Below are 17516 nucleotides of genomic sequence, written 5' to 3'. Positions count from 1 at the left end.
AGGATACCTCATGGTATCCGAAATGTGCGCGCCGGTGAATAGGCTTCAACCGTAGCGGCGCCTTCCGGCGCCTCGCGCATGCACGGCTCACCGCCAAGCGCAGTCCCAATCCCTTCGATATAGAACACGGATCCCAATACCATGAATGACGTCATCATCATCGGCGGCAGCTTTGCCGGCCTTGCCGCGGCGCTTCAACTCGGACGTGCCCGCCGAAAGGTCATCGTTCTCGACACCGGCCTGCAGCGTAATCGCTTTGCCGACCATTCCCATGGACTGCTCGGTCACGACCACAGGCCACCGCAGGACATCCTGACGGAGGCGAGGGAGCAGCTCGCGCGGTACCCCTCAGTCAGGATCATCAATGCAAAAGCTGAAAGCGTTTCCGGCGCCTTGGACGATTTCTCCGTCCTGACTGGCGATGGCGAGCGCCTTGGCGCGCGCCGCGTGATTTTGAGCTATGGGGTGGCTGACCAGATGCTTGGTGTTCCGGGCTTCGCCGAGGGCTGGGGCACGTCCATCGTTCCATGCCCCTATTGCGACGGCTTCGAGGTCGCAGGGCGGCATTGGGGCCTTATCTGGTCCGGCCCGCCGTCGCACAACTACGTCAGGCTCTACCACGACTGGACTGAAACGCTGACGGTCTTCGCTCATGGTCACGACATCTCGCCCGACGTCCGGGATGATCTAGCACGCCGCCGCGTCCACGTCGTTGATGGCCTGATCACCGAACTGAACCATCACGAAAGCCATAACGTCACCGTCAAGCTGGATGCAGGCCCTGCTGTTGCAGTCGACATCGTGTTTGCCCATCCGCGCAACAAGCCCTCTGCACGCTTGCATGAATCGCTGGGCCTAGTCACGGTTGAGACGTCCCAAGGCATCGCCCTGAAGGTCGACGAGCGCCGCCAGACCAGCACGCCCGGCATCTACGCCGCGGGCGACCTTGCCAACCCCACCATGCATTCAGTCACCACGGCATCCTGGCAAGGCGCGATGGCGGGAATCTTCGCGCAGCAGTCGATGGTTCTATGAGAGCGCTGATCCCTTTCTTCCGTTGCGTCGCCGCCTCCAAAAGGTTGTCGTAGATGGGCGCGATCAAGGACATATCGTCGATCCAAGGAGATGACATGGCAGAGCAAAGGGCCGATCAGGTCGGTGATTGGAGTGGTGAAAGCGGGGAGCGTTGGGTCGCCAACCAAGCCCGGCTCGACGCTATGGTGGCGGTGTTCGGCCAGGCCGCCATAGAAGCCGCCGCGCCCGTGAAGGGTGAGCGCGCGCTGGATATCGGCTGCGGCGCGGGCGCGTCGAGCCTGGCTCTCGCAGCCCGTGTCGGCGCAGGGGGCCGAGTGCTGGGCGTGGATATATCCGAACCGCTGGTTGCGCGAGCGCGCGCGCTCGCGCAACCAGATACGCCGGCCCTCTTTCAGGTGGCCGACGCCAGCAGCGCAGAGCTGCCCAGGGGCGCCTTCGACATTCTATTCTCGCGTTTCGGAGTAATGTTCTTCGACGATCCAATAGCGGCGTTCACCCACATGCGACGCGCGCTCCGGCCTGGTGGAAGAGTCGCTTTCGTCTGCTGGCGTGCCGCGGCGGAGAACGATTGGGTGCGCCTGCCGATGGCTGCGCTCAAGGGTATCGTCCCGATGAGCGCGCTGCCCAATTCTGATGCGCCGGGCCCATTTTCGTTCGGCGACCGGGCGCGCGTGGCGCAAGTTTTGATAGCAGCCGGCTTCTCGGCTATTGCGATTGCCCCCTTCGACTCTGCCGTCCCGTTCGGTGAAGGCGGGACGCGGGACGCAGCGATCGACGACGCGGTGAAGATGACACTTGAGGTCGGTCCATTGTCGCGCGCACTCTCTGACCAGTCCGATGAAATCCGCGCGCGCGCCTCAGCGGCAGTTCGTGCCGCCTTTGCCGGGCTCGCCGGCGAGCGGTCGGTGACTATTAACGGGGCGGCGTGGATCGTGACGGCACGCAATCCGATAAGTTGAGGGTGACGTAAACCGGTGTGTCAGAACTGGCAATTCCTCGTGTCTCGGGGAGGGACCACCTTGAGCTCCGAACGGCCCGAATGTGGCGCTGATCGGCCATAGAGGGCGAGAAGAACAGTGGCTCTTGATGGCCGTAAGCGGCCAGTTCTGACGGTTGCCCGAGCGATGACCGCGAGGGCTGAGGTTCGCGGTAGCAGAAGCTACCGTGGGATGGCTCGACGCTGGCGAGGCTTTTGAAAAATAAGACGTATTGCGAAATGCGGATTTGTTGGGTCAGAGCTCAAACATCCCGACCCTGCACTTTTCGCGTCATGTCTATGAGACCTTCGGATCGAAGCTTCGTCGGATGCGAGCTGCACGAGGCCTGACCACAAAACGGCTTGACGGAGACAGTTGCGGGGCCGTCGACCGGCTCAACTCCCTCGTGACGGAGCTTAAAGAAGGCCCGCCGAGTGAACAAATCGACGGGTTGGCGAATCTGTCCATCGCATTGGCTGGGGTAGGGTACGTGGAGCGGGGGAAACAGTTGCTGGCGAAAGTTCCCGAACAATGCCTTGGCTACGCGCTGCCTCCCGAAGAAGATCCACGGTCCGCAATCTGGCGGGACATCCCGTCCTTGCGAACGCCGCTGAGCCTGAGTGCCGTGTCAAGCGGCTCTCAGGCTTGATGCGCCAAGTCAGCGGCATGACCGAAAAGGAAGGGCCTTCCCCGCAACGCCTGACAATGTGGCGGATTGAGGAAGCGATGCTAGTCGGGCCTCGCTTCCGTTTCGAGGAGTCAAAGGCACTGGCAGATTGGTATCTGGTTGGCAGGCCGAACCGCGTCGATCTACTCATGAAGGGGATGGCCCGCCGAGACCCTGATCATCTTGCCTTGCGCTACTGTTTGGTGCGGGCTCTGCCTACCGTTCTACATGGAACCGCACTACTGGGATCCGTACCACGTGAGCGACTTCATTGATGTCGCCGCCGACGCGGCAGGCCCCGGCCATACTGATCCGCTACCCGTGCCCCAGGACAAAGTAGAAGAGCGGCAGTAGGGCACGCGATGTACGGTCTCGTTTCCTCGCCAATGTTCAACACTAGCCGTGGAGGGTTCTTCCACCTAAGTAGTTGAAATAGGGCAGCCGAGACAGGGGCCTCGGAATGGTGCTCCGTTTGCTCACCACCGACGTCAATCGTGGCATAAAAAAGTCACTTTTGGACTCAAGCGCCCGAGCAATCGGGTCCAGGCGCTGGGCTGCGGTAGTGCCTTACTTCCGTAGCCCCAACATTTCGATCTGCTTCTGTGCTTCAGCTCGCCGCTCCTGCAGAAATGCGGCGAATTGCTGTGGCGTCGACCCGATTGGCGCGTAGCCGAACGGGTCACCGACCTTCTCCACATACTCCGGAGTGCTCAAGACTGTCTTTACATCTGCTGCGATCCGATTCAGCACCGATTCGGGCGTGCCGCGCGGAGCTGCTAATCCTACATAACTTCCGATGCGCATGTCCGGATATCCCGCTTCAGCAAAGGTAGGCGTATTGGGTATGGCCTTCTGGCGCCGATCGCCACTCACTGCCAAAACTTTCAACTTCCCGTTAGGTACGAATGGGGCGGCGGTGAATACGCCAGCCACCAATGAGCTCACCCGGCCACTGATCAGATCCTGGACAATTTCAGGCCCAACCTTGTAAGGCACCATCATTACGGAGATCCCCAACGTCTTGTTAAGGCTTTCCATGCTGAGGTGATTCGGGCCTCCAATCCCTGTGGAGGCGTATTGATGTTTTTCTCCTTCCGCTTTCATAAGCGTCGCGTACTCTGCGACGGTATTCGCCGGAAAGTTGCCTGGAACGATCAGGCAAAAAGGGAGCTCGAACAGTTCGGTGACCGGCGCCAAGTCGCGCTCTGGGTCAAAGGGGAGGTCTTTGAACAGATACTGATTGCTGCTGAAGTTCGAATCCGCGCCGACGAAGAGGGTGTAACCGTCGGGCGATGCGGTGGCGACGGTCCTGCCAGCGATGATCTCACTGGCGCCGGGTCGCGTTTCCACCAAGACCGGTTGCCTCCAGATGGCCGCGAGTTTTTCAGCGAGATATCGGGTCGCAGCGTCCAGCGGCGCGCCGGGGTATGCGTGCACGATTCTGACGGGCTTTTCCGGCCACGCAGCCGTGGCGGGAGTTACCGCAAAAGCAAGAGTTAGAGAAGCGGCGATAGCGAGCTGCCGAGCGCAGGTCTGTAGTGTTCGATTCACGGTGTCTCCTCCAGCCGACGATAGCAGCATGGGTTTTTGTTATCGGCACAATGGCCTTGCCCTTCATGATCGGCAGCGAGGATTGCGGAGCCAATGGCAGTGATCCACATCGTGGACCTTTCGTCGAATTCTGTGAACGTTCCTTCTAGGCGATTCGAAAATCTACCGGCGAAGCGGTATGCAGAATCTCCTGTTGCGAGAAATCCTGCCTATTGTTGAAGCCTTGGTTGCACTAAAGCTTGGGCGTTCACCAAGTCGCGACGCATCTTTGCGGCAGTGCTAAGCAGAGAGCCTATGGCTTTTTTTCGTGTTCCGTCCGTCCAACTGACGCTTGGCATTGCGAGGCTCACCGCCACAACGGGGGTGCCTACCGGATCGAAGATTGGTATCGCGGCCGCAGTCACGCCTGGTACAACATCTCCCTCCGAAAACGAGTAGCCGTTATGCCGCGTTTGTTCAACATCGAATAACAATTTTTCCAAATGCAGAGGTGCGGACATGCCTGGCTGCGAGGTCGACCCCTGCATTGCTATAAGCCGCTCTTGTTCGGGCAAGAAGCTCAGGATGGCCATGCCGCACGCGCCGACCCCTAGCGCAACGCGACTACCACGTGACGACCATGCTTTATCGTTTCTTGAAGCAATGTCGAGACAAAACACGTCCTGGCCGCTGCGAACCTTGAGGTAGGCTGTCGCTCCTGTTTCACCAGCCAACTCCGCCAGCAGGCATTGACAGACATCGCGTATCTTGAACTGCGAAGAGGCAATCACGCCGAGTTCGTGCGCAAAATTTCCCAGGCGATAAAGCTTCTGGTCATCTCGCATCAACAAACCGGATGCGAGCAACTCGGAAAGGAGTCGATGAACGGTCGGTTTCGCCAAGCCGCTCAGGCTGACGATGTCGGAGAGCCGTGCCCCCGTCAAATTGAACGTGGACACGAGCTTCAACAAACCAAGGGCGCGGCTGAGGCTCTGGGCTCCGGTGCGTGACGATTCGGTCGAATCTTCGAGAAGTTTCACCATGTGGACCTCTGCTTAACCGTTGTTCTTTGCCGCCGCTATAGTTGTTCACTTGCTCGGCAAAAGTACGCCAATTTTAGCTGCTTGCGCGTCAGGCGGCCCCTTAGGAGTTTCCGCATGTCTCCGAAAGACTTCGCTGCAGTGGAGGCGGCCTGTATCAGGCTATCGGTCGATTTCGCAAACGCCGTTGACGCCAGAGATTACGATCGTGTCGTGCAATTGTTCACGCCACAAGGGGCTTTCAATACCCCCACACACTCGTTGCATGGGGCCGCCGAGATTGGGGAATTTCTACGCAATCGTCCCGTCGAGCTTGAGACTCGGCATTTCTGCACCAACTTTCAGGTCGAATTAGGCGGCGAGGGAGAGGCATCCGGGCGCTTTTATGTTGTTTGCTACAAAGGTGCAGGAGAGACTGCGGGCAGGGATGTTCCAGCGACACCGGCGCCGATCGTGGCTGAGTACCACGATAAATACATAGAGGTTGTGGACGGGTGGTGGATCGCAGAGCGTAACGTCCATATGGTCTTTCAGCCATGAGCCGGAGATCAAAGCAATGAAGCTCGTAACGTTTGACCATGGGGGGCACCGAATAGGCGTCGTTGTGGGTGATGCGATCATTGACCTCAGCGGCGTTGCTGACATCCCTCAGGACATGAATGCATTGATTGCCGGATGGTCGTCGGGCGTTTCCGAGATCGTCAAACAGGTCGTCCAGCATCGACAGCCCGACTTCGGACTCCAGGATGTGCGTCTGGTAGCTCCCATTCCTCGGCCTGGAAAGTTGCTGGGCACGGGGCTGAACTATGCTGATCACGTGGTGGAGAGTGGGCTGCCGTTCCCCGAAAGCCAGATCTGGTTCTCCATGCCTGCATCGGCCGTCAATGGGCCGCAAGATGATGTCCAATTGCCGATTGTGTCCAACGAACTCGACTATGAAGCTGAGTTGGTTTTCGTGATCGGGCAGCGATGCCGTCATGTGCCGCGCGAACGGGCGCCTGAGGTGATCTTCGGCTATTGCGCTGGAAACGACTTCAGTGTGCGCGATTGGCAGCTGCGCACAAGCCAAGTATTGCTAGGCAAGTCGTTTGATGGCCACGCGCCGTTTGGACCTTGGATCGTAACCAAGGACGAGATCGAAAATCCGCACGACCTGGGAATTCGGTGCTTCGTAAATGGGGAGCAAAGGCAAGCATCTAATACCCGTGAGATGATCTTCAACTGCTATGACCAGATTGCGCTGCTGTCCCAAGTCATGACGTTGGAGCCGGGTGACGTGGTCTTTACGGGCACCCCAGCGGGCGTGGGGCTTGGGTACAAGCCTCCGAAATGGCTCAAGGTTGGCGATGCGGTCCGCGTTGAGATCGATGAAATAGGAATTATCGAAAATACCGTGGTCGCCGAACCACGGATCTGAAACGTGAAGTTGAACTTCTTTTGAAATGGGTCGCTAGAGTCCAAGTGAGGCATCATGGGAAAAACCACCGTATTGGCCGAAAGCAATGACCAGTTGCGAGTGACGGCGCCAACGAAGCTCGCCCACATCGTATTTCGCACATCACGATATGAGGCAATGGTTCGCTTTTACACCCTCCTCCTTGGTGCTCACGTGACCTTTGCCAATGAGGTTTTGACGTTCCTTACTTACGACGAGGAGCATCATCGCATCGCAGTATTGAATGTGCCGGACCTGGCCCAGCAGATTCCGGCGGCGGCAGGCGTGCATCACATCGCGTTCACATACCGCGGTCTGAATGAGCTCTTGTCGGTGTATGAAAGCCTTCACGGTATTGGCATTGATCCGGTTTGGTGCACCAACCACGGGCCGACCACCTCCATGTATTACGTCGATCCAGACGGCAATCAGACTGAATTGCAGGTCGACAACTTCGATACCGTCGAAGAGGAGACGGCGTTTTTCCACTCTCCCGAGTTCGCTCACAATCCAATCGGCGTGGACTTCGATCCGGCAGAGCTATTGCGTCGTCTACGTGCTGGCGAGCCTGAAGACAAGTTGAAGAAGCGACCCGAAATCGGTGCGCGCCAGTTTGACGAAACGGTCAGAATTCGCTGACGTCAACAAGTGTGTGGTGTGGAAGCCGCAGCGAGATGGTGACTGTCGAATCTCGCCGACCTCTTGGCTATGGCGCCGGGGCCTTGGCATTGCCTTCGTTTAGTGCGGATGCTGAACGTGACGAGCTGATCCGAAGATAGTCCTACAGAGCAATTCGATACCCGCAGCTCGAATACGGCAACCTCTGCAGGTTGGCTCAGGACTCTCGTACACGTGGCTACGCTTTCGCGGAGGCCCATTCGCTGTGCAGAGCAGAGCACGGGCGTCGGCCAGGTGGGACAAGCGGTCATGCAGATGGACGAAGTGACGCAACAGAACGCAGCGCTCGTCGAAGAGATGGCCGCCGCTGCAAACAGCCTGGCCGATCAGGCGTCCGCGTTGGTGCGCACCGTGGCGGTCTTCAAGCTTGGCGCTGCGGGTGAGCGGGCCGCTTCCGCCGTCGATGGCATGGGGGCGGGGCGGTCGGATTCGCCTCGGGGGGGCGATTCGCGCCCTGGCGGCGCGGCCGGTGTCGAAGTTTGGACAACCTGCGACTGACGTGGGATTCACCGCTTCGTAGCGTTTGGCGAAGGCGGCCGGTCCGGTAGGCATCGCGTCCAGAAAGGCGCCTGCAAACTTCTCATGGATGTCCGGCATCTGCATGACGCGCTCCAGATGCTGCGAAAGCGTCATGGTTAGAGCTTCGCGGGTTCCGGAGTCGGCGCTGGATTGCCATCCCCCGCGGCTGGATCTGCGAGCCTTCGCTCAAGGCGCTGGAATGCTGGTGTTCGACAGCATCATGTCGGCGATATCCAGCATCACCCGCAAGCGATCCATGTGCCGCAGGTCCTGGTGGTAGCCGACCCATATATCCCGCGTGGGTGGTTCATCCGGCGTATGCAGGCGCTGCAATCCGGGAACTGCATCGCCTAGCGGCCGTGGCAGCACCGCGATGCCCACACCCCTCAAACACATCTGCGCCTGCACCGAACGATTCGTGCTTGTGAACGCGCGCCGGCAGCGCGGAAACCTCTCCAGCACCCAAGCCACATCGGGGAAATGCGACTGGGCGGTGTTCATCAGAATGACGCCCACTGATGCGGGATCATCCTGCAAGGCCTGGGCGGTTGCCGCCGACGCATAGACGCCATATGACATGCGCATCAGACGGCGCTGGACAATATCCGGTTCGGTGAAAGGCACGATGCGAAAGGCCACGTCGGCCTCCCGCCGTGAGAGATCGAGTAAGCGATGGCTGGCAATCACTTCCGGCACGACAGCGGGATGGCGGTGGGTCAACTCGACCAGGACGGGCGCCAGGACATAGCCGGCGAACCATTCCGCGGAAGAGATTCGCAGGATGCCTTCCAGGCGCTGGTCGTTGCCGGTCAGACGCCTTTCCATGGATAGCGCGGAATCTTCCATGGACTCCGCCAGCGCCCGCACGTTGTCACCGGCATCCGTGAGCACCAGGCCATCCTTTGTTCTTCGAAAGAGTGCCTGCTTGGCTTTCTCCTCAAGCACCTTGATGCGGCGACCCACTGTCGGATGACTGACGTTCAGTGTCCGGGCCGCGCCGCCGAAGGATCCGCTGCGAGCAACCGCTAGAAAGATGCGAACGTCATTCCAATCCATGCCAATCCATTGCGTACAAAAATGTACGGAAAATATACATGGATGTCAGTGTCCGAACAACATTGTTCAGAGGATCATGCGTTCCATGAAATGTCCTGGCGAACCGTTGCGCTCACGCTCAGGCACATCTGATTTGGAGCCTCAAGCTATGAATATTGAACCCCGCCACGTTGCAGGCGCGCTCGAAGCAGCGCTGGCGTCATCCGAACGCGCGGCTGGGAAAGCCGCCGCTGATCCCCGTCGCTGGCTCGCCTTGGCCGTGCTGTTGACTGGCACGCTCCTGCCGCCTTTGGACTTCTTCATCGTCAACGGGGCGCTGCCCGCCATACGGACCGACCTGCAAGCTTCTTCCGACGTCTCGCAGTTGGTGATCTCGGTGTATGCCGCCGCCTATGCCGTCACGCTGATCCTGGGAGGTCGTCTGGGGGATCTTTATGGCCGCAAGCGCGTGTTTATCGCGGGCATGCTCGGCTTTGGCGTGGCGTCCGCGTTGTGCGGCCTGGCGCCGTCCCCGGGCATGCTTGTCGCCGGCCGGCTGCTGCAAGGGATATCTGCCGCGATCATGGCGCCGCAATCATTGGCATCGATACATGCCATCTTTCCGGCAAGCGAAAAGAATCGCGCGCTGAGCCGATACGGTGCGACTTTCGGCTTCGCCTCGGTGGGGGGGCAATTGCTTGGCGGAGCGCTGGTTTCGACGAGTCCGTGGGGACTGGGGTGGCGCAGCGTCTTTTTGATCAACCTTCCCATCATCATCGTTGCCATTCCAGCTGCAATGAGGTTGCTGCGAGAAACTCGTGACGAACATTCGCCACGCCTGGACGTGCCCGGCGCGGTGCTGCTGGCGATAGGCTTGCTGGCGCTCGTGGTTCCGCTTATCGAAGGGCAGCAACATCATTGGCCCTGGTGGTGCATCGTGCCGCTGGCGGTGAGCATGCCGTTGCTATGTCTCTTCTGGAAGTACGAACAGGCAGAGGAGCGCGCTGGCAGAACCCCACTGGTCCTGCCATCGCTTCTGGCCGTGCGCGGGTTACGACGCAGTTTGGCATCAACGTTCCTTTTCTATGCGCTAGCCGCGTTCTTCCTGGTGTTCGCCGTGTACGAACACGCCGGCCTGGGCCACGACGCGATGACAGCCGGCCTGGCCATCCTGCCGCTTGGCGTCGGGTTTTTTCTTGGTCCACTGTGCAGCCCGCACATCGCTCGGCAAGTGGGCTCACGCACCGCCGGGTTCGGCATGGTTCTGGAGGTGCTCGGTCTCGTCATGGTCGCAGTGTTGGCGTTGGCCAGTGCGCCGTCCTGGCTGGGGTTGCCCTTGTTTTTGATTGGCGCCGGGCAAGGCATCGCCCTTCCTGCGTTGGTGCGCTTGAACGTGGACCATGTGGAAACACGTTGGGCCGGGTTGGCCTCGGGCTTGGTAAACGCCACATTGCAGATCAGCGCTGCAGTAAGCGTCGCCTTGGTCGGCGGTCTATTCATCGCGATCGCACCTGATGGGGCAAGCGCTCAGGACGTGCAGCTTGGATTTGCGGTGGCCTCATTGGCGATAGCCGCATCACTGGCGCTGGCCGCCGCATTAAGTTGGAAACGCCAAGAGATATGAAAGATCGAGAATCCTTTTGCATCGTGGATGCATGCTTCCGAGAGAACCCTCTGCTATGAACACTGCTTTGAAGAATTCCTTGCCTGGTCTTGCCCATAAGCGGGCGCTTGTCACCGGCGCTGCGCGTGGCATCGGCGCGGCCATTGCCCTCAAGCTGGCCGAAGACGGCGCGGACGTCGCTATCACGTACGAGAAATCAGTGGGGAAGGCCGAGGTGCTGGCTGCCGAGATTCGCGCCCTCGGCCGCAACGCCGTCGCGATTCAGGCAGATGCGGCCAGCCCTGATGCCGTGAAGGCCGCGGTAGATAGGACCGTGGATGAACTAGGGGGCCTGGACATCCTCGTCAACAACGCCGGCGTTCTGATTTCAGGTCCGTTCTCCGAGCAGTCGCTGGAGCAGATAAGCCTGCAGCTGGACGTCAACGTGCGCGGCGTGTTCATGACCACCCAGGCCGCGCTGAAATACCTTCCTGATGGCGGCCGCATCATCACGATTGGCAGCAATGCCGGCTTGTCGGTGCCATTCGCCGGCATCGCAGTCTATGCGGCGACCAAATCCGCGATGGAGAGCTTTACCCGCGGGCTTGCACGTGAGCTGGGGCACCGTGACATCACCGTCAATCTTGTCCGCCCTGGCCCCATCGACACGGACATGAATCCTGCTGACGGCCCCCTCGCCGCATCCATCTTGCCAAGCTTGTCAATTGCCCGCTACGGAAAGACCAGGGAGGTCGCCGAAGCCGTCGCCTTCCTGGCGGGGCCGGGCGCCGCATATGTCACCGGGTCGGGAATTCTTGTCGATGGCGGCATAAGCGCGTGATGCGGTCTTTTGCTGGGATGCACGAGGTAATGATGTGGCGGTGGCGGCCACAGAAGCTGCTTCCCGCATGGGCAACAGCTTCCTGTTCCGGTTGGCTGCCGCATTCTGAGCTTGCCAGATGCCTGTCGATTGTCTACTTGGATCGGAGTGACCCGAGATGTGCGTCAATCCACGACGCGACATCGGTGACCGGAATCCCTTTGCGCTGATTGAACGTCCCGCCCTTGTCCCATGACATACCCCTGCCTTGCGCAAAGGCTGCGCGGTATTTGCGCATCATGTTCTGCGGGTCGCGCGCCAGTTCATCCAGCAAATACTCGACGCTCCAAGCCGAACGCTTGAATGGACGCCCGAGGCCCGCTTGCAGCTTGTCGGCGACTTCGCCGTACGTCACGGTGTCGCCGGCAAGATACACAATTTCGTTACGGATACGAGGCGTGGCGAAGACGATTTCGGCGGTCAGCGCGCCAATGTCCTCGGGCGTCGTCAGCGTTACGGCGGTGTCGAGGGTACCAAGCGCATGGACGGCATCGTTCTGCAAATCAACGACTCCGAACTCAGGCTCAAAAAGGTAGCTCATGAACATGCCGGTCGAGATGATGACCCACTCGGTCTGCCGCTGACTGCGCAATAGTTCGCGCACGTCCAACTGAGCGTCGAAAATGTCTTGCGGACCTCCACGACCGATCACGTCAAAATCGACTCCGAATTGCCAAGGGAAGTACCGCGGAATGCGGGCCTGCAAGGCGGCGCGGGCGAGCTTCATCGGAGTGTCGATTCCCGCTGCGTAGCCGGCACAACCAATCACAGTGTCGTACCGCGCGAATACAGCCGATAGCTCGTCGATGGAGCTCTTAACAAGATCGCCTGACACGATCTCAATCCCGAGGTCTCGGATCTCCGCGATATCATTTCGCTTGTTTGGCTCGCGCGATTCGATGGCGCTCGCGCGCAATAGCACGTTGATCCTTGCGCCCTCGACGTCTTTGGCTTTGCGCGCAAGATTGCGCAGCACCGGAAGGCCGAGTTCGCCGGCCCCGAGCACCAGAATGTTTTTAGACGTAGCGTCAAGGTCTGTTTGGTTCATGATGAAGCCCACTTACGATTGCGTTGAGGCAGTCTAGCAATGCTTCATCGTGGATGTAAGAAGGCACACGCGTGATACTGGGAGCTGGATGCGATGGATCGAGACGAAATTCTCCGATACTCACAGACCGTTTGTGACGGCCTGCGGGATGATGACGATGGGCTGCGGCGAGAGGTACTCGCACATGCCGGAAGCCGCTGGTCTCTGGGTGTTGTCCACACGCTCGGCGTGTATGGAAGGTTGCGGCATGCCGAGATCGGCAGGCGCATGCATGGCGTCACGCAACGTATGCTGACGCTGACCTTGCGGCAGCTCGAGCGGGACGGCTTGGTGCTTCGGCATGACTTCGGAGAGGTGCCCCCAAGAGTCGAGTACGAACTTTCCGATACGGGCATGGAGTTGCTCGTCCGCATGGTTCCGTTGTGGACCTGGATTGTGGAAAATGCGGACCGCTTCCGGGAATCGCGGCAAAATTTCGACAGGCTGCAGAGCGCGGAGGGGAAAAGCCGCTCTGCATGAGTTGATTCCGCGATTTCCGTCTCGTCCAGGGTGTCGTCGAGATGTCGACGAATCAGCGCGATAAGTGCGGCACTCGGGGGCGCGTGCCCGGCTCAAAAGTCATAAAGCCGCGCCGCGTTATCGACCAGGATCGCCTGCTTCTCCGCTTCGCTCACCCACGCGCAGAACGCCGACAGCTGTTCGCCATCGTCGATGGGATGCAGCGGTTCGCTGCGATCACGCGTGCGGGCCACGCCCGGCCAAGCCCCCGAATGCGGCCAGTCGGTGCCCCACAGCATGCGATCAAGCCGCGTATCGATCAGCGCTCGTGCGATCTCTCGCGCCTCGGTGGGCGGGCGGCCATCTTGCCAGACCGTGAGGCGGTACGGGGCAGAGAGCTTCACATACACATTGCCTGACGCCACAATTTCCAGCAGCGCATCGAAGCCGGGCTGACCCGTACCGGCCACGGCGCTTGCCAGCGCGAAATGATCGATCACGACAGGCACGGGGCAGTCGCGCAGCGCGGGCGCGAGCGCGCTCACGACCGGCAGCGTGGTGTAGATCTGCACGTGCCAACCCAGGTCGACAACCTGTTCGGCTGTTCGCGCCAGCGCATCGCGCGCGATGGCCGGATCCTGCTGGCCGAACGATTGCAGGTTGACGCGGGCGCCTCTCACGCCCGACGCATGCAGCGCGCGCAGGCCGTCGCGCGAGATATCGGGCGCCAGGACCGCGACGCCGCGGGATGCATGGCCTGCCGCATTCAGGGTGGCAAGGGCGTCGGTCATGCACCGATTGTCGGTGCCTTGCGGGCTGGCCTGCACGACGACAGCGCGGTCGATCCCAAGCGCCGCGTGCAGCGCAAGCAGATCGTCGGTCGACGCAAGCCCCGGCATGAACACGCGGTTTTCGGCCAGCGGATAGCGGTCGAACGGGCCGAAGATATGCACATGGCAATCGCAAGCGCCCGGCGGAATTGTGCCGGTGACCGGGCTGTGACGGACGCCCAGCACGGTGCGTGGGTCGTCGGAAGAAGCGGCAAGCTGGGTACGGCTCATGGGATGCTCGGGAACATTTTGGGGAAAGGGCGTACGCGCGGCCGCGCTCAGGGGTTCTGCTTGATGCCGGCTGTCTGGATCAGCCGCACCCATTTGTCGCGATCGGCCTGGTAATAGCGCGTGAAGGCCGCCGGGCTGTCATCGGACAGCGCGTACCCTTGCGCTTCCAGCTTCTCGCGGACATCCGGCAGGCGCAGCACACGACGCACTTCCGCGTTCAGCGCGTTGACGACGTCGGGGGGCGTGGCGGCGGGTGCAAGCAGGCCAAGCCACGTGGCGACCTCGTAATCCTTGAGGCCCGCTTCGGCCGTGGTCGGCAACTGCGGCGCGAAGTCAACGCGCGCCTTGCTCGTCACGGCCAGGGCGCGCAGGCGCTGGTCCTTCATGTAGGGCAGGGCCGTCGAGGCGTTGGCGAACATGAACGGCAACCGGCCCGCCAGCATTTCGGTGATGCAGGCTTGTTCGCCCGCAAACGGGATGCTGTGCAATTCGATGCCCGCCGTCTGGGCAAACAGCACGGCCGCCATATAGGGCGAGGTGCCAATGCCGCCCGAGCAGAAATCGATCTCGCCCGGCGCAGCCTTGGCCTGGGCGATGAGCTCCTGGACGGAGTTGGCGCGCAGCTTCGGCCCGGCCAGCAGCACTTGCGGCGCGCTGCCCACCAGCGCCACGCCGGTGAAGTCCTTCATGGGGTCGAACGTTGTCACGTTCTGCAGCGTGGGCGCGACGGCGACTGTCGTCTGGCTGGCAAGCAGCAGGGTGTTGCCATCGGGCCGCGCGCGGGCCACGTAGGCCGCCGCGATCATGGAGGCGGCGCCGTTCTTGTTTTCGACCATCACGGCGCGCCCGCCCACCTGCATGTGCTGCGCGACGATGCGGGCCACGGTGTCGGGCGCGCCTCCCGGCGGCGCACCGACGACGATCCGGATCGTGCCGCCCGCCGGGGTCTCGGACAGCGCGGGCGTTGCGCAAGCCAGCAAAGCGCTTCCCAGCAGCGGCGCGAACAGGCTAGCCAGCAGCCTGCGTGGGTGTGCGCCAGGTTTCGTTTGCATCGGTGTCTCCTCGCTGTATTGCCGTGCGCCGCATCGAGGCCGCGCCGGCTGTTGTGATGTGGAGCCAGTGTCCGATGCGCCGGTTGATATAGTCAAATATATAAATTGAGTCATTTCATACATGAATGTGTATGAGCACCGAGGTTCACATGAACAAACGCGAAATGGCGCTTTTCGAAGCGGTGGGGCGCACTGGCTCCGTCACCTTGGCGGCGGCCGCCACCGGGATGTCGCAGCCGGCGGCGAGCGCGATGCTGAAGTCGTTGGAAGACAAGCTGGGCTTTGCCCTGTTCAGCCGCGACAAGCGCCGGCTGGCGCTGACCGCCGAGGCACGCATGCTGCTGCCGGAGATCGTCCATGCATTGGCGGCGATGGACAACGCCGAACGGGTGGCGGCCAGCATGCGGGGCGGGGCGCATGCGCGGCTCGACGTCGGGGCGGTGGCGGCGGTGGGCGCGAGCATTCTGCCTGGCGCGATGGCCTGGTTGCAGGCTCGCGAGCCCGGTGTGCGCGTCAGCGTGCGCACGGACATGACGCTGGGCGTGGCGGGGCTGGCGGCCGATCAGCGCATCGATATCGGCATCGTGATCGGTTCTGCGGCGCTGCCGAACGTGGGCCAGCGCACGCTGGCGCGGCTGAGCCTGCAGGCCGTGATGCCGGCAGGCCACGCGCTGGCGGATCGCCGCCGTCTCGCATTGGCCGACCTGGCGGACATCCCGTACATCTCACTCAGCCGGCACTTGCAGGTGGGGGCGCTGACGGCGCGGCAGTTCGAGCAAGAGCGCTTGCCGTTTCTGCCGGTGATCGAGGTGAATCAGTACTCGGCCGCCTGCGCCTTCGCGGAACGCGGCCTGGGTGTGGCCATCCTGGATAGCATGAGCGGCCTGTATGCGCGGCGACACGGGCTGAGTGTCGTGCCCGTCGATGTGGAAGGCGGGCTTGACCTGGACATCGTGTGGCCGCTGAACCGCGGGCTGGGGCGCGTGGCGCGGCAGCTCGAGGCCGGATTGGTGCATGAGCTGTCGCTCGCCGCCGAGTAGGCGGGCGTCAACCGGGGGCCGCGTTCGAATGTCAGCTCGCGCCAGTCAGGCGCGAATTGCTTGTGGCATGTGGCTTCACCGGCTCAGTGCGACGGCCTTTCTCCGCATGGCAACGCCAAGGGCGGCGACGGACAGCGCCAGCGGAATGAATGACACCCACAGCACCGTGTTCCAGCCGAAAGCCGACAGCAAGCCCCCCGATGAGAAGGAGCCGATGGCCATCAGGCCGAAGACGATGAAGTCGTTCAGGGACTGGACGCGTGTCTTCTCCTCGGGCCGATGGCACTCCAGCACCAGCGCGGATGCGCCCAGAAACCCGAAGTTCCATCCCACGCCGAGCAGGATCAGTGACCACCAGAAGTGCATGACGTCGATACCGCCGAGACCTACCGCAGCCGCCACGCCAATCAACACGAGGCCCATGGTCGCGATCCGTCCCGCACCAAAGCGGGAGATCAGTCTGCCGGTGAAGAAACTGGGCGCGTACATGGCAATGACATGCCACTGCAGTCCCAGGTTGGCGGACTCCTGCGAGTGGCCGCAGATGTGCATCGCCAGCGGTGCGGCCGTCATGAGGAAGTTCATGAGCATGTATGAGACCGCGCCAGCGATCACTGCGGCGATGAACCGCGGTTGCAGCGCAATCTCGGATAGCGGGCGTCCGCCCGCGACCTCCGCGGCAGTGGGCGCGGGCAATCTGACGCCGAGAAGAATGAACGCGGAAATCGCTGCAACCGCCGCTTGCGCCAGAAACGTGGCGGCAAACATGTGCGGCGGCCACAGATTCATCGTCCAGGTGACGAGTTGTGGCCCGACGACCCCGGCGGCGACGCCACCCGCCATGACCAGGGATAGCGCGCGCGCCCGTCGCTTGGGCTCCACGCCGTCCGCGGCGGCGAAGCGGAAGGACAGGACCACTGCCGCATAGACACCGCCGAAGAACGTGGCCAGGCTGAACAGCCAGAAGCTTCCGATCATGACCGCCAGCATCGCCAGCAGGCCGGTGAGCACCCCAGCGCCGGTGCCCAGCAGAAATGCCGCACGCCGGCCGTGGCGCCTGGCGACGGCCCCCATGGGCAGCGTGCATGTCGCCATGCCGACGACAAAGATGGAAATCGGCAGGGTCGCGAGCATGGGCGTCGGGGCAAGCATGTTGCCGACGATGGAGCCCGTTGCATAGACCACCACCGAATTCGCGCCCGCCAGGGCTTGGGCGGTGGTCAGTCGCCAGATATTGCCTTGTTGAACGCCCTCGGGCAGAACGGCGGGGCGATCATGCCCAGGGGAGGCGCTACTTTGTGTCATTGCGGTGAACGGCGTGGGACGGGCTAGGTGAGCTGGCATTACAACGCAAAGTTACGTAGGCGATCTATCGACAGATTGCCAAGTTATATAGAATCGGCGACATATGAACGCGC

The 17516-nt window shown here is 61.4% G+C and carries 16 protein-coding genes and 1 pseudogene; 10 read left to right on the top strand and 7 right to left on the bottom strand.

Annotation, left to right across the window (positions count from 1 at the left end):
• The first annotated feature begins 141 nt into the window (after window positions 1-141).
• Both AB3147_RS23600 and AB3147_RS23595 read left to right on the top strand, forming a co-directional pair.
• Entirely contained in the window at window positions 142-1035 is an 894-nt protein-coding gene (locus tag AB3147_RS23600) for an NAD(P)/FAD-dependent oxidoreductase (RefSeq protein ID WP_367353131.1), read from the top strand.
• Window positions 1036-1130: 95 nt separating this feature from the next.
• Entirely contained in the window at window positions 1131-1994 is an 864-nt protein-coding gene (locus tag AB3147_RS23595; RefSeq protein ID WP_218343294.1) for a class I SAM-dependent methyltransferase, read from the top strand.
• Window positions 1995-3246: 1252 nt separating this feature from the next.
• Here AB3147_RS23595 and AB3147_RS23590 read toward each other — a convergent pair.
• Window positions 3247-4230, bottom strand: coding sequence for a Bug family tripartite tricarboxylate transporter substrate binding protein (locus AB3147_RS23590; protein WP_218342924.1), 984 nt, complete (start codon window positions 4228-4230; stop codon window positions 3247-3249).
• 209 nt (window positions 4231-4439) lie between these two features.
• A complete protein-coding gene (locus AB3147_RS23585) occupies window positions 4440-5252 on the bottom strand; it encodes an IclR family transcriptional regulator (RefSeq protein ID WP_218342925.1) in 813 nt (270 codons plus the stop codon).
• A 114-nt stretch (window positions 5253-5366) separates the two neighbouring features.
• On the opposite strand from AB3147_RS23585, the gene AB3147_RS23580 reads away from it, so the two are divergent.
• From AB3147_RS23580 to AB3147_RS23565, 4 genes and pseudogenes are all read left to right on the top strand, one after another.
• A complete protein-coding gene (locus AB3147_RS23580) occupies window positions 5367-5789 on the top strand; it encodes a nuclear transport factor 2 family protein (RefSeq protein ID WP_367353130.1) in 423 nt (140 codons plus the stop codon).
• A 16-nt stretch (window positions 5790-5805) separates the two neighbouring features.
• Window positions 5806-6666, top strand: a complete 861-nt coding sequence (locus AB3147_RS23575; RefSeq protein ID WP_218342927.1) for a fumarylacetoacetate hydrolase family protein — start codon at window positions 5806-5808, stop codon at window positions 6664-6666.
• Between the two features lie 54 nt (window positions 6667-6720).
• Window positions 6721-7323 carry a VOC family protein gene (locus AB3147_RS23570; protein WP_218342928.1) on the top strand — a complete coding sequence of 201 codons (603 nt, stop codon included), beginning with the start codon at window positions 6721-6723 and terminating at the stop codon, window positions 7321-7323.
• 246 nt (window positions 7324-7569) lie between these two features.
• Window positions 7570-7860 (top strand): annotated as a pseudogene (locus tag AB3147_RS23565) (methyl-accepting chemotaxis protein); the annotation flags it as partial.
• Between the two features lie 207 nt (window positions 7861-8067).
• Here the strand turns inward: AB3147_RS23565 and AB3147_RS23560 are convergent.
• Window positions 8068-8937, bottom strand: a complete 870-nt coding sequence (locus tag AB3147_RS23560; protein WP_175137549.1) for a LysR family transcriptional regulator — start codon at window positions 8935-8937, stop codon at window positions 8068-8070.
• Window positions 8938-9085: 148 nt separating this feature from the next.
• On the opposite strand from AB3147_RS23560, the gene AB3147_RS23555 reads away from it, so the two are divergent.
• Entirely contained in the window at window positions 9086-10540 is a 1455-nt protein-coding gene (locus AB3147_RS23555) for an MFS transporter (protein WP_367353129.1), read from the top strand.
• A gap of 79 nt (window positions 10541-10619) precedes the next feature.
• The gene (locus AB3147_RS23550; RefSeq protein WP_438861032.1) at window positions 10620-11360 is read left to right on the top strand and encodes an SDR family oxidoreductase; all 741 of its coding nucleotides are present in this window, start codon (window positions 10620-10622) and stop codon (window positions 11358-11360) included.
• A 133-nt stretch (window positions 11361-11493) separates the two neighbouring features.
• Here the strand turns inward: AB3147_RS23550 and AB3147_RS23545 are convergent, their stop codons facing one another.
• On the bottom strand, window positions 11494-12447 hold the full coding sequence (locus tag AB3147_RS23545) for an aromatic alcohol reductase (protein ID WP_367353127.1): 954 nt from the start codon (window positions 12445-12447) through the stop codon (window positions 11494-11496).
• A gap of 93 nt (window positions 12448-12540) precedes the next feature.
• Between AB3147_RS23545 and AB3147_RS23540 the strand changes: the two genes are divergently transcribed.
• Window positions 12541-12966, top strand: coding sequence for a winged helix-turn-helix transcriptional regulator (locus tag AB3147_RS23540; RefSeq protein ID WP_218342934.1), 426 nt, complete (start codon window positions 12541-12543; stop codon window positions 12964-12966).
• A 92-nt stretch (window positions 12967-13058) separates the two neighbouring features.
• Here AB3147_RS23540 and AB3147_RS23535 read toward each other — a convergent pair whose 3' ends face one another.
• Entirely contained in the window at window positions 13059-14006 is a 948-nt protein-coding gene (locus tag AB3147_RS23535; protein WP_367353126.1) for an amidohydrolase family protein, read from the bottom strand.
• Window positions 14007-14053: 47 nt separating this feature from the next.
• Window positions 14054-15058 carry a Bug family tripartite tricarboxylate transporter substrate binding protein gene (locus AB3147_RS23530; protein ID WP_367353125.1) on the bottom strand — a complete coding sequence of 335 codons (1005 nt, stop codon included), beginning with the start codon at window positions 15056-15058 and terminating at the stop codon, window positions 14054-14056.
• Window positions 15059-15207: 149 nt separating this feature from the next.
• On the opposite strand from AB3147_RS23530, the gene AB3147_RS23525 reads away from it, so the two are divergent.
• On the top strand, window positions 15208-16098 hold the full coding sequence (locus tag AB3147_RS23525; protein WP_367353124.1) for a LysR family transcriptional regulator: 891 nt from the start codon (window positions 15208-15210) through the stop codon (window positions 16096-16098).
• A gap of 75 nt (window positions 16099-16173) precedes the next feature.
• Here AB3147_RS23525 and AB3147_RS23520 read toward each other — a convergent pair whose 3' ends face one another.
• Complete coding sequence (locus AB3147_RS23520) at window positions 16174-17403, bottom strand: MFS transporter (RefSeq protein ID WP_279970942.1); 1230 nt, start codon at window positions 17401-17403, stop codon at window positions 16174-16176.
• Window positions 17404-17516 lie beyond the last annotated feature (113 nt).

The sequence above is a fragment of the Achromobacter animicus genome, assembly GCF_040775605.1.
GTDB classification, from domain to species: domain Bacteria; phylum Pseudomonadota; class Gammaproteobacteria; order Burkholderiales; family Burkholderiaceae_B; genus Achromobacter; species Achromobacter animicus.
This window is presented reverse-complemented; position numbering and strand designations above follow the sequence as displayed.